A 20,843-nucleotide genomic window follows, 5' to 3' on the forward strand; every position below is an offset into this window, starting at 1 on the left:
GGAAATTCCTACTTGAGAAAAACACTGCAGCGAATACAAACAATTTCAAAACAAAAAACCATGCAATAATTACATGGCTTTTTGGGCTACCTCAACAGGCCTCAATTGAATTATCTTATCTTCAAGCAATATATTTAAAATTTCATTGCAATCCTGAATCCGAAATTCATTCCGCAGTTCCTCATACCTCCGTTCATGGCCTTTATAGGTTCGGTAATTTGACTTCTTCTTCAGTACTTTTCTGTAATCTGGATCACCCATGAAAACAACTACTGTAGCATCATGAAAGTCATGAACCTTCATAGGATCAATCCCATATTTAAAACCTAATGACCATATGACTTCAAACAATTCGAATGCTAGGTAATCGAATGAGACTGGATTAAGCAAATCAGATGGGGTATAGATTTTAATAGGATTCTTTCTCCTTTTTTGAAAATAAGGTAGCTTCATTTCCTTCTCTATTCTAATCGTCGGTAAAATAGAAATTCGGTCTTCTTTATTGACCTGAAAACTTTTGTCATACACCTTTATGTTATAATGCGTAGTAGCGAACCTCTTCCCATAAGCTTTACTGCTATTTCTAGGCCTCATAGGCTCCATAGGACTCCCTTTATAAGAAATCAGGTTATCAATAACCCCTGTTGCATCGTAATGCAAATTCACAGAGGTAGTCAATTTTGTTATGCGGGCTTCCCAAAACCCCTCACCAAATATCTTGGCAAGATTTTGCAAACAGTCCTGCAGGTTTTTCCATGTGAAATCAGAATAATTGTTGCCTTGTTGAAACTTATGCCAGGAATTCATTACCAACAGCTTTCCTGAGATCATCTTTACATAGAGATTTTCCTTTTTGCCAGAATAAGATATCACATCTCCACTTTTATTAAACTCCGGACTAAAAAAAAGCCCATAATATTCAAACGGATAAGTCACTTTTTCTTTGAATTCAAAAGGTGGCTCGATTGCGATTTCAATTTTCAAGTCATCTACCATCGCCCTTTTAATTTTAATACTTCCAAATGGCTTTGTTCAATAGGAAATTCAAATCTTAGAGTCAAGCTTTTCCAGTTCAGTCTTAATCCTGCTTTCAGCTCATTGAGACCTGTTTCCGGCAAAAAAGGGTTAAACACTAAATCCTTAAATTCAAATTTGCTATCCTCAGGAACCTGTGTCAAAAAATAATTGGTTGTTCCATCCGGATTAAAGGCCAGCTGTTTTTTTGAAAGCTGACTAGACTTTATCACTAAACTAGACGGCAAACAATCTAACAATAAAGCGACCCATAGGACATCTGCATGATTAGACCTCCAATCATGCATATGAAACAAATCACTGTCATTATTACCTCTTTGGTAAACGATGACCATTGTGGGTGAATTGTTTGCTTTCATATCCCCTCTTGATTTAATGGTATGAGAGCCTTTTCGATATCTGATCTCAGGAAATAGACCCTGTTCCCAATTCCATATGGCTTTAATTTACCCTTCTTGCACCAATTATGTATTGTGCTGTATGGGACTTGAAACAAAAGTGAGATTTGCTTCCTTGTTAAGTAATCATCTTTCTTTTGTTCTAAAGGGATTTCTTTTAAGAGGGATTCAAATTGAGATTTGACTACCTTCTTAATCACCTCCTCGAATTGTTCGGGAGTAAGTTGAGTTATTTGAATAGTTTGAGAATACATAGATTTCATCGTTTGATCTATGCAATAATCCCAATAGGCTTGTGCAAGAGAATGCACAAAAAATGTACATTGAAAAAAAAATTGGATTTACTTCAATTTCAATTGATGCTTAACATCATAATAGCGCCTTTCACGAGCCTCGTGACTTGGTCCTACAAATTCTTTTAGAAGCCGCATCCTGATCAACTCCGGAAAATTAGGATAGTTCCCTGCAAACCAGTCCATAAACCGAGTATCTCCCTTTTTGGCATAAGAATCGTATTCCATCAATCTAAAAAAATGACCAACTTCCGCCTGAAAACCATGATCTTTTTTAACTATAATTTTTACCAGCGAATCAAATAATCTGTATCCATTTGGTGCAAAAATCTCAGGGAATGCATTTTCCAAATCGTGATTCTTCTCTATGTCACCTCGTGCACCAACCATCTCTTGTCTTGCAATCTTCGCTGACAACAACCTCTGCAATCTAGCTGCCATCAAATCGGATTCATTTCCATAAAAGAGCCGGAAATCATCCCAAGTTAAAACATCCTCTTGCAAACGCTCCAAATAATCGATTTCAGAATTGAGATCTCCACCGAACTTTTCCAATCGTTTCGAAAGTCCTTCTTGCGAGAGAATTTTTGCAAATCTGTTAAGATCTTTGAATACCGCATCAATTTGACCTGGGTATTTAGAAAAAAGTTCTTCAAACACTTCAAATGACTCCCTTATACTCTTTTCTGTTTTAGAATAGTAAATAGCTGAGCGTACTTCCCTAGAATATGGCAGCTCTAAATATTCTCCTTCCTTGATTAAATCTAAAAGAGATGAAAGCGCACTCCTTGTGTGATTTAGAGCATCAAATTCTATTGGAATATAGTTATGTGTGAATGCTAAAGAATATGTATTAGGATTTTGCAATCTCAAATTCTTGAAGATGAATGCTTCCAGTATCTGAGTCGCCTTTACTTTCAATTCGGCTAGATCCTTTTCGGATTTTTTTTCACCGTATTTTTGAACTTCTTCTAAAAATTTATTGACGTGCTTTTCTATCATCTCGAGGCCTTGAAAAAATTACTATTTATCCTTAACCAACTCCCATAGTTTTAACAAAGCACCAAGTCGATCATGCATATTTATCATCACACCTGTTTTGGTTTTCTTCAGCGTTTTGATGCCTGCCGATTTTGACTTAGGTATATCTGCCAATTCCTTTAGTGTCCAATCGCCTTCAAAAAAATCTGTGACATTAGAGAAGGCAATGTTTGCTAGTTCTTTTAATACCCGTTCTTGAGTAATTCCAAGCTTCTCTAGATTTGAATTCGTTTTCTCCTGAATGTATGCTTGAATGTAAGGTTTTGTCAGGTTTTCATATCCAATCTGTCTTGCAGAACGCTCACTGTACCCTGCTGCTTTTGCTGCTTCAGTTGCATTGAAGGTGCAGAGGTAGTTTTCAGCGAAGGAGATTTCTTTTGGTGTCATTGCCATTAAGCCTAGTCAACAAAATCTAACTATAATTGAGTAAATGGTAAAGTAATTCAAGCAGGGAATGAAGGGTCTCCTCAAATTATGATAATCAAACTCTGAGATGTTTAAACTCATCATTTTTCAATGCTTCCTTATGGCTATTAACAATTTTCAATTCCCTTAGATAAGAAAAAACTTGTACAAAACTTTTCCTGCCTTTTTCGAATTGTTGAAACCTAAACTTCCTTTCGTCTCCTATTTTGTCCCGAATATTAGCTAAAATCATAACACTTCCCGATGATGTTAGCCCAACTAGACCCCAAGACTCCATACATTCTAGGTAAACTTTAATCCCATTACTTTCAAATTCACACACCTCATGTATAGTGGCCGCCACAATTCCCTTCTTACCTTTACCAAGTTCTACTTTTTGTCGATTTTCCGAATGATCATAGTTGAAATACCTATGATCGAAATAATTCCAAGCTTTCGTTGGAGTACTCTTCCTGTAACTGGAATGTATAAAAATTAGTGGTTTTATTCTATCTGAATTAATGGGATGACTCAAATCAAAAAGATTAAAATCTTCATCAACAATAAAATGTAAATCTGGTTTATTCATTATTTTAAATTATTGGTGAACTAATATTTTAAGTATAGGGTCTGAAATATCAACATTCTCAGCCTTTGCTATATCCAGCCAATCCTTCTTAATCGAAGGATTTTCATTAATTAAACTATCTAATCTATCCAATAATCTAAAAGGATAATATTCTCTGGCAAAAACCTTATTTATTACAACTAACCATTCACTGTCAATACCATTAAATTTCAAATACCCATAAATAAGCAGCGATTTTTTATTCATCCAATTGAAGTCTTTATTCTGGCAATTTAAAAGCAGATATTCTCTCAATACATTAGAAAAACCACATTTCACTAATGTTAAATGATTTTCCATATCACTTACATAAAGTCTAATCGTGGTGACGAGATGAGAATTAGCTTCATCAATTTCTGCATTTGGAATCATATTATTCCTTACAAGGTTTGCATAAATATCAATCCCCCCAGAAACATCTTGAATTTTAACTTTCCAAAAATTCCTAATTTCTTCTGCACTAAAGCCAAGCTCAATAATAAACCTAGGTCTTTCACTCAATACATTAACCAAAATTTTATTATCAGATTTTAAAAAATCGTAAAATGAGTTAATTACAGAAGCAGAAGTTTTTTGCAATAACAAATCTAAGAAGTTCAAAATTGTTTCGTCCCAAAAGAAATCAGGAAAGGTCGGATCGATAATAGGAAATAATTTCTTCCAGAATTCTAGCAATTCCCCTTTTGGAACAGCTGATTCAATTTCGTTTATCAATGGAGTTACATCCCTTCCTTTAGGAGTAAAATTCACATCATAATGCTTTTCTATTTTTTGAATTAGAGAGTCCATTCCCCCTTCTATTGTAATCTTACCCAAGTTTGATTGAAGAAATGCCCAAAAAACTTCCACATGGGCTTCTAATATCAAACTATCCTTATTATGAGCACATTCATTCCTTCTATCTTTCCAATATTTAATTTCATCTCTCAGAGAATCCGAAATTGTGAAAACTGGAGATTTTTTTATTGATTTATCTTGATTAGGAACTTCTTTCAATTGAGTTAAATCAAAAATAGTTGATTCCCATTTATCTTCATTTCTAACTTTTTTTAAATATTCATCCCATTCACCTTGGGGAAAAATTATCGGCTTATCTCCATTCAAAAATCGATGTTTTAGGCAAGTTGTAAAAGCTAAATACGATAGTAATAGAGATGCCCTACAGGCACCAGCCTTATAGCAGACGATTGACTCTACAAAAAGTGATTTTGCCTCATCATTAATAGAATTTGCATTTTCTACCCAACTTTCAAATTTCAACTTCATCTATTCAATTTTTAACCACAAAATACGCATCCCGAATCACCTTCGAAATCAATTTCCTTCGCTCTTCCAAGAATTCCAGATACTCCATTTCTTGCCAATCCTCTGGAAGTGCATGCCAGTAATACAGCTGTTCCTTTTCTCCTGGCTTCAACCTTTCCAAGTAGTATGGTAAGTATTCACGAGGATGCTTTGCTGAGATATTAATATTGTCGCTCCATTCCACCAAAGCATAATTAGCAATCTGATTCCTTACTGTTTGATCTGAAAAGCCATTCTTCTCAAGCCAGGATTTCGGAAATAAGTGATGACGCTCCAATGCTGATTTTTTACTACGTAAGCCTTCCTGTAACAAATCTGAAGTCTTCAACTTGCTAAACATTCCATAAGCACCAAGGACGTACTGAGCAGCATAAAAACCATATAGAGATGGAGATGTGGAAGATGATGTAGCCAAATCCAAAGGGAGTCTAATATCCCAAAAATCATCCGTCAGCTGTGCCTCAATGATATCTTCCAAAATTTGCTTGAATGCTGCACCTGTTTCAACTCCTCTCAACTTGGCCAAATCAATCTCCATCACTGTCTCTGGAGAACCGGTATATCTCTGCGTGATCGATGACATGAAAAACCATTTTGCAATCAGATTTTTCAACTCGTACAAATCCATCTTGAAATCCTCCTTACCAATCAAAAAGAAAATGTAAGAGTAAAGCAGGTTGTTTGATGAACTGATGTAATCCTTTCGTGCAAATCCTGCCTGTTTGATTGCTTTGATGAACTCATGCCAATTCACCACATTCAAAACCTTGCTCTGCGCTTCTTGCAGCCTACCAAATTGAAGCGTTCTCCGCTCGGTGCTGAATTCACCTGTATCGAGATCCTTTCCTCGGAGAATGCTGTAAACATACTGAAGACGAGCCCTTCGAAAGGCAAGACCAACTCCAACACGTAACATTTGATCAGGATCCGGATCAATCAAGTAATTGAATGGGGAAGCTGACTCCTTACTTGGGAGTCTGCAAAGCCTACAAAATTCTTCCAAGTCCTTTCTGCCATCTTCCCAAAACACACTCATCAGGGTAAGAATAAAGTCTGCTTGATTCAGCTTTTTGCCTTGGGAATTGATTCTCACAAATACGTCGGCAACTTGCTCCTCATTGATTTCAGAAGAAAGTTCAAGTGCGGAGAAAGGATAATTGTCAAGCTTTTCAAGATTATGAAATGACTTTCTAATTTTCTTGATTTCTTCTTTTGTCAATTCCTTAATTGAATTCAATCGTTCAATAAATTCCTCAACTATCTCATGAATATCAGCATCCGGCACCCAGATTTCAGAAACATTCTGGAACAGTCTTGGATCCTTTTTCTTGGCAGCATCAGGGATTTCAAACTTCTCTTCCAGAGGATTAAATGCAATAATGATTTTCGCTTTTTCATAGTTCTCCCTAATCACTTCCTGACCTTTGATAACAGCATAAAGAGAAGTAAGTCGCTGCTGTCCATCGACAATCAAAAGAGAGGGATGCTTCTGTTTTGCAACCGTTCCAATTCCTTTGGTTCCTTCAATATTGGCATTGGCCCAAAACAGAAAGTAACCCACCGGATAGCCTTTGTACATGCTGTCAAACAGATCCCGAACTTTGATATCCTTCCATACAAATGGACGCTGAATATCTGGAAGCCCGATTAATCCTAAATCAATTTGCTGGATCAAAGATGCCAGATTGTAGTTTACTTCTTTAAAAAGTGTTGCCATAAATCATTTCTTTTTCTTTAGGATTAAAATCCAAGTATAAAAATCTTCTCTATCATCATTAAATTCAATCCAAGTGCCTTTTAGCAAAAATTTGTTAGTGTTTTCAAATAGCTCACCCTCTACTTTTGCATATTCTTCCCCTGTTTCACTAATTATAGCTTTTCCTCTATAATAATTGGAAGTATCTGTAACCATGTTGACAGTTAATCCAGAACCATTCTCATCATCTTCAGTATAAAACCTAATCATGTTTGGATCCAAAAGCCAGCTATTTGGTTCAATTTTAGCTACTGAATCCCAACAATCGGGATCCTTTGTGTTTAAAATTTTAAAATCTCCAAACAACCAATAAATCTTTCCTGATTCCATACTTCAAATCAATTTTCCTTTTCCATGAATATTCCAAATTAACTTTTCTCGATTCCGTAAGATCAACCATTCTTCCAAAGGTTTCCTCATATAATCCGGTTCAATTTTCAAAAAGCTAAAACCAACTTTCCTTCCCTCTAATAGAACCACTTTGATTCTTTCAAGCTGGGACCCAGTCCTCGGGTTCTTTTTCACAAAATGATTGGTAATTCTTTGCCGTGAAAGCTTGGAGGATGAATGTCCTATGTAAACAGGAGAAGCTTGCGATCCATTTGATATCCAAATGCAATAAACAATTGCTTCATTCTTCACCAAATCAATAAGATCTATTCGATTTTGACATATAAAATCAATATCATAGCTGAACCATCGAATATTAGTTTCTGATAAAAGATTAGACTCAGCTTCTTTGAATATATCTTCTAACAGATCTCTATTAAATTCAACGACTTCCATTAGCCTTTAATTATTGGCCCCTTGCCCATAGAAATCACCTCATATGTCCATTGATAGGAGCTATAAATAAACTTACCTCCACCTTTCAAATCATTCAACTTTCCTTTGATCAGGAAACGTGTACCCACAGGGTGTTCCGTACTCAAATCTTTAGAGCATTGAACATGTAGGGAAGGATCAAACCCAGCCTGTCCTGGAACTGGCCTTATATGAACTTCACCATAGCGACCAGATCTCTTGTCTGGAATATAACTTTCAACTTCAATTAGACTATACGTTTCTCCTTTGATTGCCATTTTAATTGAATATTACTTTTTTAACATTTCATTTAAAATTCGCCAATGTCCCTTTACTTGACTATTGATTTTGTTTTTTTTCATCTTGGCAGCAGCTTTAAATGCATAGGTGAGGAAATTTCCGTAATTATAATAATCAGACTTTTCGAATTTTGTAAGCTTGTCATTCCAAATCCATTTCCTCAACCTTCTGGCTCCTTTGTAAGAAAACTTCTTGAAAATTCGCCTCTTAAATATCTCTCCTTTTGACTTAGAATGACGCTTGGTGGAATAATGCTTAGCCCTTCTGACATACTTCTTCATTTTTCTGTAATACCCAGAAAGGCTTGCAGATTTCAAAAGCGAGTACTCTCCATCAAATTCGAACCCTAAATAAACAAGGTTCTTATTCCAGTTTATCCCAGTTTCAAACTCTTGCCCACATTTCAATTCATCTACAGATTCTCTTACAAAGTGAAATACCTGAGTCTTAATTGGTTGAATCTTTAAGCAAACTTTTTCTATCTCAATAGACACCAATTTTTCTACATCTTTTTTCATGGATTTTGGGCAGACCACTATGATGTCATCTGAATATCTCCGAAACAATCCCTTTTTAGAAACAAAGTCGTTGACAGCTTTATCGAAATTTAAAAGATAAATATTTGCCAGAACTGAGCTTATTGGAGAACCTTGGGGGATCCCAAAATCCCTTTTAACGATACTACCATCTTTAAGCTTCTTGGTTTTTGAGGGCTGTAACAACTTTCCTTTTACTCGTAAAAAATCTGGCTTTTCGCAAAAAGCAACTGCATTTTGATTTCGGAGGTATTTGATTTTCTTTAAGGGCTTGTTTTTTATTGCCCCAGGTGTGCCGTCCTTACCTATTTTCCGTGTAATTATCCTATCCTTGAATTCCTCAAAAATATCGACGATGTCAATATAGCTAAATCGAGTAATGTTCTTGAAAACATTGAAATGATCTGGAGGAAGCTTCCCTTCTTTAAAACCTTCTTCTGAACCCATGACATCAAACCATCTTTCCCTTAGAAGCTTGTGGCTGAGATGATCAAAAAAACTTGTGATATCAAATGCGATAACCACGAACTCAGACTGTTCATATCCTCTGATAAATTGAAATGCATCATTTGCAAAATCAATGTTACACTTGTTGGGACCATCCTCCTTTGAGGGATCAACCGGCACAGAACGATAGGCATTGACTACCTCTGATAAACCATAATTAGTCTCTTTAATTTTCCTTTCGTATGCGTCATTTAAGAGTTTGGAATAGTAACTAAATACAAGGGAATCAAGGTGGCTAGCATAAAACAGCTCCCTTACCTTCTTGTCGGGATTACGAATAGGTTTTTTTACATTTAAAAATTCCGGATCAAGCTTCCCAGTCTCTTTAAGATATACTTTCCTGAATTTCTTAACAGTAAGTGATTTATGAATAAATGGTAAAAATCGATGAACGGCAATCTTTTCAGGATCTGTTATATAAGGCTCGATCCATTTAAAACGGTCTCTCCCATCGAGTGGTAGCCCGATATGAGGATATCTTTTTATTTTGAACCAATCCTTTTGCTTTTTCATATTTAAAAAATAAGCAGGGGAGACCCGTGCGAAGCTATTTGCTTTTACAGAAACCAAAAATGGTTTCCAGAAGTATGCATGCTATTTCGACACTTGGAAATACTCACCAAATGCCGCTCCGACTCAAGCTGGGTAGCGAAATTATTGTTGTATATTACTTGTTAGAAATATGAAATCTCTAAAGAAACACACACGTTACAAGGCTTACCGAATAGTCAGAAGACTACTGGTACACATCGTTGCTCGCATCCTAGGGGAAATAATCCTCAGGAAGTTTGCAATTCTGGAATTCCTTGGCACCAACCGTTTTTCATTAGATCAAGTTGGGCGTAACAAGAGAATTTTTTCTCTATACCATTAAACGCATACTTCGGCTTCTCCCACTGCTTAGAACTAAAGTAATATTATTATTTTAATTTTTCTCAGAAGCTTTCATAAGTAAATAATAATCTATTCTCTTCACTCTCCTCTAGTGTTCCAATTTGCATCATCAGCTTCTTCGCCTGGCCCAAAGACCTCATCCCATGGATTATCTCGTGCCTCTTCATAAAAACCAGATTCTTCAAAATAATCTTGATTAGAGTTTTCCGCTTTTTTACTGTCCATTGAAATATCATCGGACTCTTTAAAATAAAATTTCAATATGCCCGCCCAGAATTTATCTCCTTTATAGCTTACATATCCTAACAATATTTGCCCCCCTAGGCTAGAATCTATATAACAAACTAATAAACGTGTGGACCGACAAGGTTTTATACGTATTTGAAAGTCATGTCTATAATAATTCAGATATTCGAATTGTCCTTCATAAAAGTCATGCTTTGCAAGCTTGTTACCTTCAGAATCATAAAAACTATAAGTAAAACTCAAAAAACCTGCTTCGTGACATAAAAACAAACTCCTTCCCAACAATTCAATTGATTTATACTTATTGGGAACAACAATAATCCCACTATCATTTATTACTCCTTGCCCTTGGTTTAATTCAAAAACAGCAAACTCATCAGACAATAATTTAATAGAATCAAAGCATGGTTCAATTAACTTCACAACCTCTGACTTCTTTTCTATACTTAAGCCATATAGCGGCTTTTTACCATGTAATAAACCTCTTAACCTTTCTCTAGGAGAATCAGCGATTTTTTTGTCAATAATGAAGTTATTTTGTGAATTATCTAGATACTCAAAAACGAAAAAAAAATCTTCTGTAAACTGGGCCAATACATACTTATTATTATCTAACATTCCTTCCCAGATACATTTTGAAGCATTAAAATATATCTCATCATATTCTTCGTGGGTTAAACATTTTCCTCTTTCTGAAATGAGAGTACTCTTCCCTTCTTTTTTTGCTATAAGAACACCATTAAAATAATCAGACAGCTTATTGTAACAATAAGGAATAGCTAATTGACCAGACTCTAAGTAATGACCAGCAAAGCCGTTAATGTGAGTTGTTCCAAATTGGCATTTCAAATAAATAAGGAATCTAGCAACAGAGGGCTTAATCTTTTTCGGCAATAAACTTACATCTAAAGGCGTGTCATGCTCATTTACAAAATGGAGCTTAAAGAAAGGTCGAGAGTTGTAATTCGAACTCACTATTTCAAATCCCAAAAACTGATCTTCTCCTAAAAGAAACTTTGATCTGAACTTTTGATCTGAACGAAATCTATTGCTTTTATTAATTAGGTCTTTCGATCCAAAAAAGTTGAATTTGTATTCGCAAGGAAGTACATTATCTAAAATAACTTGCCCCAAATCAATGTCAATTTTGGAATTTTTGGGGTCACGAACTATTTTAAAATTTCTATTAATAATCCCTAAACTTATAGGCTCCTTAGTTCCAGGGTTAAATGGATGTGCGAAGTATGCCAATTCATATTTAAACCCTGAAAGAATCCCATATTTAGGCTCCAATAGAACATTACCTTCTCTATCACAGTACCCCCATAAATGCCCTTTTCTAAAGGGTATTAATTCTTTAAAATCCTTCATTTTTTATTTATATCTCAATCCCCAATTATTATGATCCAACTTTATTTCCTTCAATTCAATACTTCCTGCATAAAACTCTTGATTAATCAATTCAATTTTCTCTTTATCAGGATCACTCATGTTAGGACCTAAGAAAATTGATTTAATAGCTCCTTCTGGTAGTGGTATCCTATAGCCATTAGATTTGTGCGCATGGTTCCTAGCACCATTCCTAATTGCTCTCCCACTAAGAATAATTCGCCACTCTTGTTCTTGGCCCCAAACTTTTTCATTCTTTTGAAGTAGGAGCATCTGAAATAACCTATCCGTTTTCTTAGGACACTCCAAAATCCATCGCAAAGGAACTTCTTGAATATAATCCCCATCTATCTCCCAAGTAATCCTTTCGTCCAAATTAATTGGGTATTCGTCGTACTTGCATTGAAGCAATTCACAATTTGCTTGAAATAAATCAGAGCAAAAGCTTTGAATAATTTCTTTATCAAATTCCAGACAAAAGCCTTTATATGAATTCCCATAATGCGACCACATATGAAGATTTAAAGGATCTTCTGAGAAGCAGCAAACCCCAAATTCTTTGGTATTCGTTCTTATAAAGTCTTTGCCTTCATTGGAAAGCTGAGATTCTCTGGAGATCAAATGCTCCATAGAACAATCAAATGGATCATTCAAATAAGGAGGTTTTGAAAACCACAAATATTTGCTAGAAAGACAGTCCAACGAATAGTCATCCCCTCGATAATATTTAAAAATAGATTCAGACACTACAAGAATTAATTTTTGCCCTGAAAAAAACCATCAAAAACCCAATATAGTATCCTCACAGATACCCAAAATGGTATGTAACAAAGAATTATACTTATACTTGTTAGAATTATCATCCCAGAATCAGAGTCGAAATCTTGATCGCTAGTTAGCAAAATTATCACATTAGCAATCGCCATAAATAAAGCCAAGACACAAATAGGAAAAGTCACAAGAAAGAGTAACCTTTTTAACCCCAAATTCATCGTTTCAAACCTTTTAAACCTTGGATAAATCAACTTATCAATATTCATTTTATATTATATATTTTGTAACCGTTAATCTATTTTCACCCCTCAAACCCCTCCTTCAGCACCGCCTGCATCAGCATCTGCGCATGCTGCTCGCTTAGGGTAATTTCTTTTTCTAATTCTTGGCATTTTGCCATTAGTGATTCTACTTTTTCTATAATGGCTTTTTGTTCTTCAAATGGAGGAAAAGCAATAACCCAATTCTTAAAAAAATCAAGAGGAATTCTTTTCTGACCAGCTGTTCCTGTCATTTTTGACTCGCCGATTTTTAAGAATAATGGACTTTTCACCACCAAATAGATAATCTCTGTAATCAAATAGGATGTAGTAACATTCCTAAAAACATGTAATTCAGTTGTTCCTGCACCAATTCCATTGGTTAAGTTTTTGAAAATCGCCGCTTTAGAATTTTCAAAACATGGAGTGATTTTAGCGACTGCAACATCATCTTCTCCAAAATGGGTAAACCCAGATTTTACTTCAACCCATTTTCTTGAAATATCAGAGTTAGGTTTTATTCCAAATTCTTGACTAATTGATGCCATTGGAATAAAGGAAACCTCAATCAAATCGTCTAACTGATTTCTAGGGTTAATTTCTCCTAATTCCCCTAACCTACACCACTCCCATCCTTCCGGCAGTTCAAAAGGCTTTTCTTCTTCGGTTATTGTAGGTAAAGGTTTTTCTTTCTTGATCTTTTTCTCCTTGATCAGTCTGGTTTTTTCTGCCTGGATGCGCTTCAGTAGTTCGCTAGCGGGTTCGGTTTCGATTCCTGCTTCTTGCATTTGAGCTCGCCATTCAGCAGTCAATTTACCCTGAATCGCTTCTTGAAGAATGGATTGCTTGAGGACTGAAATTTGTGCTAAGCGATTTGGATCTTGAATCTGAGAAACAATGGCGTTGATTTTCGATATAGAATCCAATATTTCACGCTGTTTTTCAACAGACGGAACATTCAACTCTATTCTTGCCAAATCAGAATAATACAATCTTTTTCTGACAGCTCCCGATGCATTCTTCTCGATTGCTTCTAAACCAATATCGCTTCTCAGAAAATACAAGAGATACTCAGGCATGATTTTATCCGTGCAAGAAAATACAACATAATCTGGGCTAACAATCCCTACATGTTCCTCTTCCTTTGCAATCCCAATCGATCCAACATTCACTCTCATAGGGTTGTATGCAAACCAACCAATCTTAATGATTTTATACCTACTCAAATCAGCAATCCTTTGGGCTCTGGAAGTATGTAGCCCGTATTCATTGCTTACCCCAATAAGATCCAAACCACCACCGTCAGGAAGTCCTATCTTAGTTTTCTCTTCGATGAGAACAGAGCCTAACTTTACTTTTTTCATGAAAGCGCTGTTTCTAACTCTGAAATCAGTGCTTTAATCCGATCCTCTTGTACTGAGATTTTTTTCAAGATTGATAAGCTAGAATCTAACTCTTTATCAGAAACTTGATTCCTTGGATTCTTAATATCTAAATCCCAGTCTTTCAAGTCCTCCACCTTCACTTTGTATGCTTGATCATTTTCAATTCGATTTCCCCACCATTCTATTAATGGTGCAAATTCTTCAAACTGGATCGGTTTTGTCTTGGAGTAGCTTTTTTGTCCCTCTGGTAGCTTATGCTCGTAATACCATATCTCTTTAGTCGGTGTACCTTTTTGAAAGAAGAGCAAATTGGTGCTGACAGTTGCAGGAAAGAACGTACTCTGTGGCAAGCGAACAATTGTGTGAAGGTTAGCTTTGGTTAACAATCTTTCTCTGATTCTTACTTTTACACCTTCCCCTGTAATCGAGCCATCTGGTAATACAATTGCGCAGCGTCCATTGTCTTTCAACAATTGTAACATCAGCACGACAAACAAATCAGCAGATTCCTTGCATCGCAAAGTGGCCGGAAAGTTAGTTTCTACTCCGTCTGCGATACTTGCCCCAAAAGGAGGGTTAGCTAGGATTACATCTACTTCATCCTTTCTGCCTATGCTGTTGTATTCTTTCTTGAGACTGTCTATGTAATGGTAATCTGGCACATCCATTTCATGCAAGATAAGGTTGGTCAGTCCCAGCACGTAGGCTACAGGTTTCAATTCCCAGCCTGTAATGCTTTTTTGTAAGATATGCTCATCTTCCACTGTTTGTACATAGTCCTGTCGCACATGATCAATAGCAGCCGTCAAGAATCCACCTGTCCCTGCAGCAGGATCTAAAACTTTCTCATGTAGCTTCGGATCAGTCATCTTCGTCATGAGCTGCGTGACTGCTCTTGGGGTGTAATACTCCCCTTTGTTTCCAGCATCTCTAAGTTCTTGCAGGATGCTTTCGTAGATGTTGCCAAAAATATGCTTGTCTTCCGAATTGTTGAAGTCAATTTCATTCAGCTTATTGATGACCTTTCGCATCTCATAGCCCGACTTCATGTAATTGTTTGAACCGTCAAAAACCTCCTTGACGATTGCTGCACGCTTGGGATTCGCAGGATCTTTGAGTTCTCTAAGGGAAAGAAACAGACCTTTATTATCAGATTCTGTACTATCGATGAATTTGAGCAATTCATCTCCTGTTATGCCCTCTTCATCTGCAGCCCAGTTTCTCCACCTGAACCGATAAGGAACTACAGAAATGTAATTGTCTTTGATTAATTCCAGCTCTTGATCCTTGTCATCAAGAATCTTGAGAAAAAGCATCCATCCCAATTGCTCCAGTCGCTGAGCGTCACCAGAGATACCCCGATCCTGACGCATTATATTTCGTATGCTGCTGATTACAGCACCTACATTTGCCATTTATGCTTGTTTGTATAATTCTGATTCTAATTCTTTTATTGCTCGTTCGTAATCTTCTTTTGATCCAAAAGCACGAACCAATTCTAATGGAGTCCCGATTTTGTTAAACGGATCCATTCGAAGTATTTCTGTTGATTCTACATTGACCAAACCGCTGTCTGCATATTTATCTAAGAGATTCTGCAATACAGCTTGAGCCTTCTTACCGTATTTGGAGAAATAGTCTCGCTTCTTCACATTCTCTGCTCGTTCATTTCGTGTCAAAGGTTTCGCATCAAACGCTACATGGCAAATCAAATCAAAAGGATCCCATTGGTACCCTACTTCCTCTTTCAATGATTCGAAGAATATACCTTCTTCCTCCAGCTCCTCGATGATTACTTTCTTTTTATCCGCTTGATTCCAATGAAGCAGGAAATTATCCAAGGTTTGATATTTCTTCAGCAAATTGGTTCTAGTGTAATCAGTCAAACTCTCCGTGATGATCTTACCATCACCATCAAGATATTGTACTCGTTGATTTACGACTTCTACTTGGACTCCATCCACGTACACTTTTGGCCTAGGTTCTGGTTTTGGTCCAGCTGTGCTACCTCCCTCCAGCTCTTGACCTGACTCAGGAAAATTAATTTCCTCTCCAGTTTCCCCATCCAAAGGCGGTCTTTCTTCCTCGCCAGCTTCATCAACACCTTCAAGTGACTCATGTTCTGACACCTCTTTGATCATGACAGGATCATCATCAAAAGCAGGGTCTGCAAAATGGTTGGTAACATTTCGGAAATCCATGATAGTGAAGTATGTTTTCCCATACTCCTCATTGATCCGTGTACCTCTACCGATGATCTGTTTGAATTCGGTTGGTGAGCCAATGTTAGAGTCCAGCACAATCAATTTGCAGGTCTGTGCATCGACTCCTGTAGTCATCAATTTTGATGTAGTAGCAATTACAGGATACGTTTCTCTGGGATTGATGAAGTTATCGAGCTCATCTTTCCCTTCCTTGTTGTCGCCAGTAATCTGCATTACATATTTGTTGCTGATCTGCACTTGGTCAGCATTGGCGTTTGCAAGCTCAGCACGCATTGCTTCTGCATGCTCTATATCGACGCAGAAAACAATCGTTTTAGCAAAGCGATCATTCCCTTTCAGGAATTCTGTAATCTTCGAAGCCACTTGTTTTCTTCTTCCTTCTAAAACAATGCTTCTATCAAAATCAGTACGGTTGTAAATTCTGTCCTCAACAGGATTCCCTGCTTTATCCAAAAATCCTTTCGGTGGTCTCCATCCTTCAGCATCCACATCCAATGTCACACGAATCACTTTGTATGGAGCTAGGAACCCATCATCAATACCTTGTTTCAGTGAATAAGTGTAAATCGGGTCACCAAAATATTCCTGATTGGATATTTCGGACGTTTCTTTTGGAGTAGCAGTTAAACCAATATGCGTAGCAGTATGAAAGTAATTTAGGATTTCCCTCCACTTACTGTCTTCTTTGGCTGATCCTCTGTGGCACTCATCCACTATGATCAGGTCAAAATAATCTCTGCTGAAGTCCTTGAAAGCATCAGGCACTTCTGGATCAGAATTGCTCAGCCCTTGATACAATCCGAGGAAAATATCAAATGCCTTATCAGCAGAATCTATTCCTCGCTTATTATTTGAAACCAACTTTTCCTTACCATCAATCGTCACCAACTTCTTTTTGATAACTGCCATCGCATCTTTGAAATGTCGGAAATCACCACGCAATGTTTGATCAACTAAAGCAGTTCGATCAGCTAAAAAGAGAATTTTTCGCTTTGACTTTGAAGTAAACAGCCGATATGCAATCTGGAATGCAGTGTATGTTTTACCTGTTCCAGTTGCCATCACCAATAGGATCCTTTTCTGACCTTTGGAAACAGCCTCAATTGTGCGATTGATGGCAATAGACTGATAGTACCTAGGCTTGCGGCCCGACGCATCCTGGTAATACTCTTGCGTGACAATAGCCTCCTGTTCTGGAGTTGTTATTCCTTTGTAAATTTTGTATTTGCTCCAAAGTTCTTGTGGACTTGGAAATTCATCAAGAGAAAGCTCCTTCTCCAGTTGCCCATCTGTGGCAGTTTTATCATGAAACCAAAATCCATCTCCATTGCTACTGAAAACAAATGGAACATCAAGCTTATTAGCATAGCTCAGTGCCTGTTGAATGCCAGATCGAATAGAATGTTTATTATCTTTTGCTTCAATAACTGCCAGGCGGATGTTTAGACCTTTGGTTTTGTGGTACAGAGAATAATCAGTGAACTTCCCTTTGCCTCTCGCTGTCAGCTTGCCTTTGACATAGATCCGACCGTCTGTAAAATACTCTTCCCTCTGAATCTGAGACATTTCATCCCAACCAGCTTTGATTAAAGCTGGTGTGATGTACTTCTCTTTAATGTCTGATTCCGAGAGATCTCGCTTATTCATTTAAAAAGTATATAGTTTGGACAATGCAAAATAGCGAAAACTAAAAGGTATCAAAGGGTTAAATCAGTCAATATTCCAATACCAATCTGGATCAGCAGAATTAAGATCGTCTAAGCCATCTTTTGCAAAATCAAAATCATCTTCAAAATCATGATCCCATTCTCTCTTTGAATTTTCAACTTCCTTATCATGCTCTATTTTAAGTTTTCGTTCCGTTTGAATAGATACTATCCTAGAAATTTCATAAAAAGGAATCTCTAGTTCTAAAGTAGATTGATAAATATTTTTATTTGATTCTGCCTCAAGTTTCACCTTCAGGTTTTGGAGATATTCCAAAAATGTATTCCTAATAAACTTTTCTCCTAGATGAGAAAATTCAGTTTTCAAATATTTGACTGGAGTTGAATCCCTTTTCTCAGCTTTAAAACCAGGAATTGGGGGTAGAGGCGGCCCTGGAATCCTTGCGAAATATGAAAAAATATCAATTTCCCTTATAAAGCTCTTTAATTCTAAATATGGATTATCATATTTTCTTTCTAGAAAGAAATGATAGGAAGGGCTAAATTTAAGCAAATCACCCAATTTTGCCCTAACAAGCATTTTTTTCTCAACTTCAATTTGTCGAAAGCTATTTATGACTTTGATCGAATTCTGTTTTAATTGAAAAGGAGAAACAATTGATTCTATTTTATTTTCTTTGATAACAAATGCTGACATCCTTTTAACATCCTGATACCTCAAATTGGCTACCTCTTCATCAAACAATAAATCACCACTTAGGGAATATTTGAATCCAACATAATCCCTCTTGGTTGGTATGAAAACTAATTTGTCAAGATTGAAATAATTATAAACCAAAAAAACATCTAACAAAGATTCTAGTTCTCCCATTTTGAATTTCTCTTCAATTTTTTTGAAAAATAGCCTAACAAATTGGTTATTAGTCCCTCCAAATTCATCCACAAAACAAAGTGGATCAGTTTCGCAATTCGATTTGTGATTATTCTTTAATTCTTCAAATTGCTTCTCCAGCCTTTTTTTAGCTTCAAGTATGAATCCTGAAGCCAACTGATCATTACTTGAAATTGACCTGATAAGGTTATACTCAAAAAAATGTAATGGATCTAAGACGGAACATTTTTCAAATATTTTAAAATCAATTTCAGAAATAAAGGTGTCATTTATTATTTCCCACGAAGGTGTCAAATTCAAATTCTTCTTGGCTGTAATATTCATAAAAACATGAAATTCAACTAATTGAAAAACTGGAATTTGTGCAATTTTTATAAAGAGAGCTGTCATCAAGAGACTTTTTAAAATATAAATAATTCAAAACTATAAAAACAATTCAATTATCCACTTCTCTCAATCAGTATAAAAAAGTTTTACATTTTTAAATAAATGACCCGTCCTAAAATAGATTGACAGGTTTAAATTAATAAAACTTGAGACCGAGGTTGATTTTCATCCTATGCCTTTTTATACATAATGAATTAAAGAAAACTATTTTCCTCCTTCGGAGATATCACCAAGAAAGGTTTTCCAAGACACCCTCTAGATTTAAACTCTAACACTATTCCATAACCATTCGAGATTGAGCAATATTTGTTTGGGTGATTATTGCTTGATCGGCAAAGATTTCAAAAACTCAAACACATGGGTAAAAACTCTGCCTTCCCAATGAACTAGCAAACTATGTCGCTTTAGCTTCAGTTTATCAATTTTAAATTTTGAGTTTGCTAAGCTTGCATTTAGCCTTTCATCAAGCCCACCCTTAGAGTTATTAGAATGCTTTATAATAAAGTAAACTCCATTTATCTCATCATACTCTGAATCCAAATAGTCGCCTTCATGAGTAAAAGCGTTCCGGATCTCAAAAAGGCTTTCAAACTCTTGGTAGAAATTATTCATTATCTCACTAGAATGGGATTTTCTGAAAACTTCCTTTTTTTCAACTAAACCCCATCTTAGTTTTTTCTCAGATAACCCTAAAGCATATGCTTTATTTGCAATTTGCACCATCGTATCCCTAACTGCAAAAATTTTATTCAAAGTCATCTCGGTAAAAAGTCGGATAGTATCTAAGTCTGAAACTTCGTCTGTGCTCAACCAGTCTTTTGGTTCATATTGAATAAATAGATCTGATATTTTAGTAACGTCTTCCAATTGGTTCGCCAGCCTAGTGAGAAACTTAAATTCATTTAGAATTTGAGCCTCCTCTACAGACAATTCTTCTTCCCTCTTTTCACCTTTTTCCAAAAAAAAATCAGTCTCTCTATTTAAAATAATACTTGCTCGTTTAAAACACTCCTTGAAATAAGGATTGTCGAGGGTTTCATTAATTTCCATTTTCCGAAAAATATTTTAAAAACAATTTAGCATTTTCATCCCTATCTTTTGGCTTATTGATGTATTGAAGAAAAGTACTTTCTTTTATATGACCTGTAATCCCCATGATAACGGTTGTAGGAATTTTCTTGTAATAATTGGTAGCAAAAGACCTCCTACAAACATGAGATGTAATCAATTCATGTTTTGGATATTTACCGAAAGCCTTGCGTTTGGATTCTGCATCATACTTTTTCCCTTCAATGATCTCATAAAGCTTAGCTGCTTTAGCTACTTCCTTGATGTAATCATTCAGATTTTGTAATGAGATTTTTTGAGGAAAGCCAGTATCCAAAACCTTCTTGGCTCTCTTAGTTATTGGGATTGTCACATGTTTTTTCCCTTTCTGCTGAAATACATCTACAACTTGATCAACGTCTATTTTTCGGAAATCAGATGGCTTGATCCTCATCAGATCTTCACCACGCTGCCCTAGTTCACAACCTAGCAAAAGCCACTTTCGGGCATTGATCAGCACTTCTCTTCTCTGCAATAAATCTCATAAATAGAATAAAGGAAAGGATTTTAATCGCCAAATGACACTTGAACTTAGTTTATTAATCCTTTTTTGGAACTTTCGGTAAATACTATAAAATAACATCCATTGAAATTGAAGGTGCTCTCCAA

19 protein-coding genes are annotated in these 20,843 nt (G+C 36.1%); all 19 read right to left on the minus strand.

The annotated features are described in order from the left end of the window. Positions 1-69 precede the first annotated feature (69 nt). Entirely contained in the window at positions 70-996 is a 927-nt protein-coding gene (locus ACPUEN_RS11650; protein WP_425636042.1) for a hypothetical protein, read from the minus strand. Then, positions 990-1,394, minus strand: coding sequence for a hypothetical protein (locus ACPUEN_RS11655; protein WP_425636043.1), 405 nt, complete (start codon positions 1,392-1,394; stop codon positions 990-992). The genes ACPUEN_RS11650 and ACPUEN_RS11655 overlap by 7 nt, the downstream gene beginning before the upstream one ends. Next, positions 1,391-1,696: a helix-turn-helix domain-containing protein gene (locus ACPUEN_RS11660; RefSeq protein WP_425636044.1), complete on the minus strand. Its 306-nt coding sequence runs from the start codon at positions 1,694-1,696 to the stop codon at positions 1,391-1,393. Before ACPUEN_RS11660 ends, ACPUEN_RS11655 begins: the two co-directional genes overlap by 4 nt. 78 nt (positions 1,697-1,774) lie before the next feature. Next, complete coding sequence (locus ACPUEN_RS11665) at positions 1,775-2,728, minus strand: hypothetical protein (protein ID WP_425636045.1); 954 nt, start codon at positions 2,726-2,728, stop codon at positions 1,775-1,777. 21 nt (positions 2,729-2,749) lie between these two features. Beyond that, positions 2,750-3,154, minus strand: a complete 405-nt coding sequence (locus ACPUEN_RS11670) for a terminase small subunit (protein WP_425636046.1) — start codon at positions 3,152-3,154, stop codon at positions 2,750-2,752. A gap of 94 nt (positions 3,155-3,248) precedes the next feature. Further along, positions 3,249-3,761, minus strand: a complete 513-nt coding sequence (locus ACPUEN_RS11675) for a hypothetical protein (RefSeq protein ID WP_425636047.1) — start codon at positions 3,759-3,761, stop codon at positions 3,249-3,251. A gap of 9 nt (positions 3,762-3,770) precedes the next feature. Beyond that, positions 3,771-5,066 (minus strand): hypothetical protein, encoded by a 1,296-nt coding sequence (locus tag ACPUEN_RS11680; protein ID WP_425636048.1) that lies wholly within the window; start codon positions 5,064-5,066, stop codon positions 3,771-3,773. Between the two features lie 4 nt (positions 5,067-5,070). After that, on the minus strand, positions 5,071-6,822 hold the full coding sequence (locus ACPUEN_RS11685; protein WP_425636049.1) for a GmrSD restriction endonuclease domain-containing protein: 1,752 nt from the start codon (positions 6,820-6,822) through the stop codon (positions 5,071-5,073). Positions 6,823-6,825: 3 nt separating this feature from the next. Next, positions 6,826-7,191: a hypothetical protein gene (locus ACPUEN_RS11690; RefSeq protein ID WP_425636050.1), complete on the minus strand. Its 366-nt coding sequence runs from the start codon at positions 7,189-7,191 to the stop codon at positions 6,826-6,828. A 455-nt stretch (positions 7,192-7,646) separates the two neighbouring features. Then, positions 7,647-7,943, minus strand: coding sequence for a hypothetical protein (locus ACPUEN_RS11695; RefSeq protein WP_425636051.1), 297 nt, complete (start codon positions 7,941-7,943; stop codon positions 7,647-7,649). Between the two features lie 12 nt (positions 7,944-7,955). Then, entirely contained in the window at positions 7,956-9,521 is a 1,566-nt protein-coding gene (locus ACPUEN_RS11700) for a reverse transcriptase domain-containing protein (protein ID WP_425636052.1), read from the minus strand. Between the two features lie 459 nt (positions 9,522-9,980). After that, positions 9,981-11,519 (minus strand): WG repeat-containing protein, encoded by a 1,539-nt coding sequence (locus ACPUEN_RS11705; RefSeq protein ID WP_425636053.1) that lies wholly within the window; start codon positions 11,517-11,519, stop codon positions 9,981-9,983. A 3-nt stretch (positions 11,520-11,522) separates the two neighbouring features. Beyond that, positions 11,523-12,191: a DUF2971 domain-containing protein gene (locus tag ACPUEN_RS11710; RefSeq protein ID WP_425636054.1), complete on the minus strand. Its 669-nt coding sequence runs from the start codon at positions 12,189-12,191 to the stop codon at positions 11,523-11,525. A 421-nt stretch (positions 12,192-12,612) separates the two neighbouring features. Beyond that, the gene (locus ACPUEN_RS11715; protein ID WP_425636055.1) at positions 12,613-13,935 is read right to left on the minus strand and encodes a restriction endonuclease subunit S; all 1,323 of its coding nucleotides are present in this window, start codon (positions 13,933-13,935) and stop codon (positions 12,613-12,615) included. Continuing rightward, entirely contained in the window at positions 13,932-15,371 is a 1,440-nt protein-coding gene (locus ACPUEN_RS11720) for an N-6 DNA methylase (protein ID WP_425636056.1), read from the minus strand. Before ACPUEN_RS11720 ends, ACPUEN_RS11715 begins: the two co-directional genes overlap by 4 nt. Continuing rightward, positions 15,372-17,828, minus strand: a complete 2,457-nt coding sequence (hsdR, locus tag ACPUEN_RS11725) for an EcoAI/FtnUII family type I restriction enzme subunit R (RefSeq protein ID WP_425636057.1) — start codon at positions 17,826-17,828, stop codon at positions 15,372-15,374. It abuts the gene before it with no gap. A gap of 63 nt (positions 17,829-17,891) precedes the next feature. Beyond that, positions 17,892-19,130: a hypothetical protein gene (locus ACPUEN_RS11730; protein WP_425636058.1), complete on the minus strand. Its 1,239-nt coding sequence runs from the start codon at positions 19,128-19,130 to the stop codon at positions 17,892-17,894. A 315-nt stretch (positions 19,131-19,445) separates the two neighbouring features. Then, on the minus strand, positions 19,446-20,177 hold the full coding sequence (locus tag ACPUEN_RS11735; RefSeq protein ID WP_425636059.1) for a Cthe_2314 family HEPN domain-containing protein: 732 nt from the start codon (positions 20,175-20,177) through the stop codon (positions 19,446-19,448). Further along, entirely contained in the window at positions 20,167-20,709 is a 543-nt protein-coding gene (locus ACPUEN_RS11740) for a tyrosine-type recombinase/integrase (RefSeq protein ID WP_425636061.1), read from the minus strand. Before ACPUEN_RS11740 ends, ACPUEN_RS11735 begins: the two co-directional genes overlap by 11 nt. Positions 20,710-20,843: the final 134 nt, after the last annotated feature.

The organism is Algoriphagus yeomjeoni (assembly GCF_049821175.1).
Classification (GTDB): domain Bacteria; phylum Bacteroidota; class Bacteroidia; order Cytophagales; family Cyclobacteriaceae; genus Algoriphagus; species Algoriphagus yeomjeoni_A.

What these genes read in the sequence shown, in the direction of transcription:
- ACPUEN_RS11650 (WP_425636042.1), bottom strand. Translation starts at nt 996, where the DNA reads ATGGTAGATGACTTGAAAATTGAAATCGCAATCGAGCCACCTTTTGAA.
- ACPUEN_RS11655 (WP_425636043.1), bottom strand. Translation starts at nt 1,394, where the DNA reads ATGAAAGCAAACAATTCACCCACAATGGTCATCGTTTACCAAAGAGGT.
- ACPUEN_RS11660 (WP_425636044.1), bottom strand. Translation starts at nt 1,696, where the DNA reads ATGAAATCTATGTATTCTCAAACTATTCAAATAACTCAACTTACTCCC.
- ACPUEN_RS11665 (WP_425636045.1), bottom strand. Translation starts at nt 2,728, where the DNA reads ATGATAGAAAAGCACGTCAATAAATTTTTAGAAGAAGTTCAAAAATAC.
- ACPUEN_RS11670 (WP_425636046.1), bottom strand. Translation starts at nt 3,154, where the DNA reads ATGACACCAAAAGAAATCTCCTTCGCTGAAAACTACCTCTGCACCTTC.
- ACPUEN_RS11675 (WP_425636047.1), bottom strand. Translation starts at nt 3,761, where the DNA reads ATGAATAAACCAGATTTACATTTTATTGTTGATGAAGATTTTAATCTT.
- ACPUEN_RS11680 (WP_425636048.1), bottom strand. Translation starts at nt 5,066, where the DNA reads ATGAAGTTGAAATTTGAAAGTTGGGTAGAAAATGCAAATTCTATTAAT.
- ACPUEN_RS11685 (WP_425636049.1), bottom strand. Translation starts at nt 6,822, where the DNA reads ATGGCAACACTTTTTAAAGAAGTAAACTACAATCTGGCATCTTTGATC.
- ACPUEN_RS11690 (WP_425636050.1), bottom strand. Translation starts at nt 7,191, where the DNA reads ATGGAATCAGGAAAGATTTATTGGTTGTTTGGAGATTTTAAAATTTTA.
- ACPUEN_RS11695 (WP_425636051.1), bottom strand. Translation starts at nt 7,943, where the DNA reads ATGGCAATCAAAGGAGAAACGTATAGTCTAATTGAAGTTGAAAGTTAT.
- ACPUEN_RS11700 (WP_425636052.1), bottom strand. Translation starts at nt 9,521, where the DNA reads ATGAAAAAGCAAAAGGATTGGTTCAAAATAAAAAGATATCCTCATATC.
- ACPUEN_RS11705 (WP_425636053.1), bottom strand. Translation starts at nt 11,519, where the DNA reads ATGAAGGATTTTAAAGAATTAATACCCTTTAGAAAAGGGCATTTATGG.
- ACPUEN_RS11715 (WP_425636055.1), bottom strand. Translation starts at nt 13,935, where the DNA reads ATGAAAAAAGTAAAGTTAGGCTCTGTTCTCATCGAAGAGAAAACTAAG.
- ACPUEN_RS11720 (WP_425636056.1), bottom strand. Translation starts at nt 15,371, where the DNA reads ATGGCAAATGTAGGTGCTGTAATCAGCAGCATACGAAATATAATGCGT.
- hsdR (WP_425636057.1), bottom strand. Translation starts at nt 17,828, where the DNA reads ATGAATAAGCGAGATCTCTCGGAATCAGACATTAAAGAGAAGTACATC.
- ACPUEN_RS11730 (WP_425636058.1), bottom strand. Translation starts at nt 19,130, where the DNA reads ATGACAGCTCTCTTTATAAAAATTGCACAAATTCCAGTTTTTCAATTA.
- ACPUEN_RS11735 (WP_425636059.1), bottom strand. Translation starts at nt 20,177, where the DNA reads ATGGAAATTAATGAAACCCTCGACAATCCTTATTTCAAGGAGTGTTTT.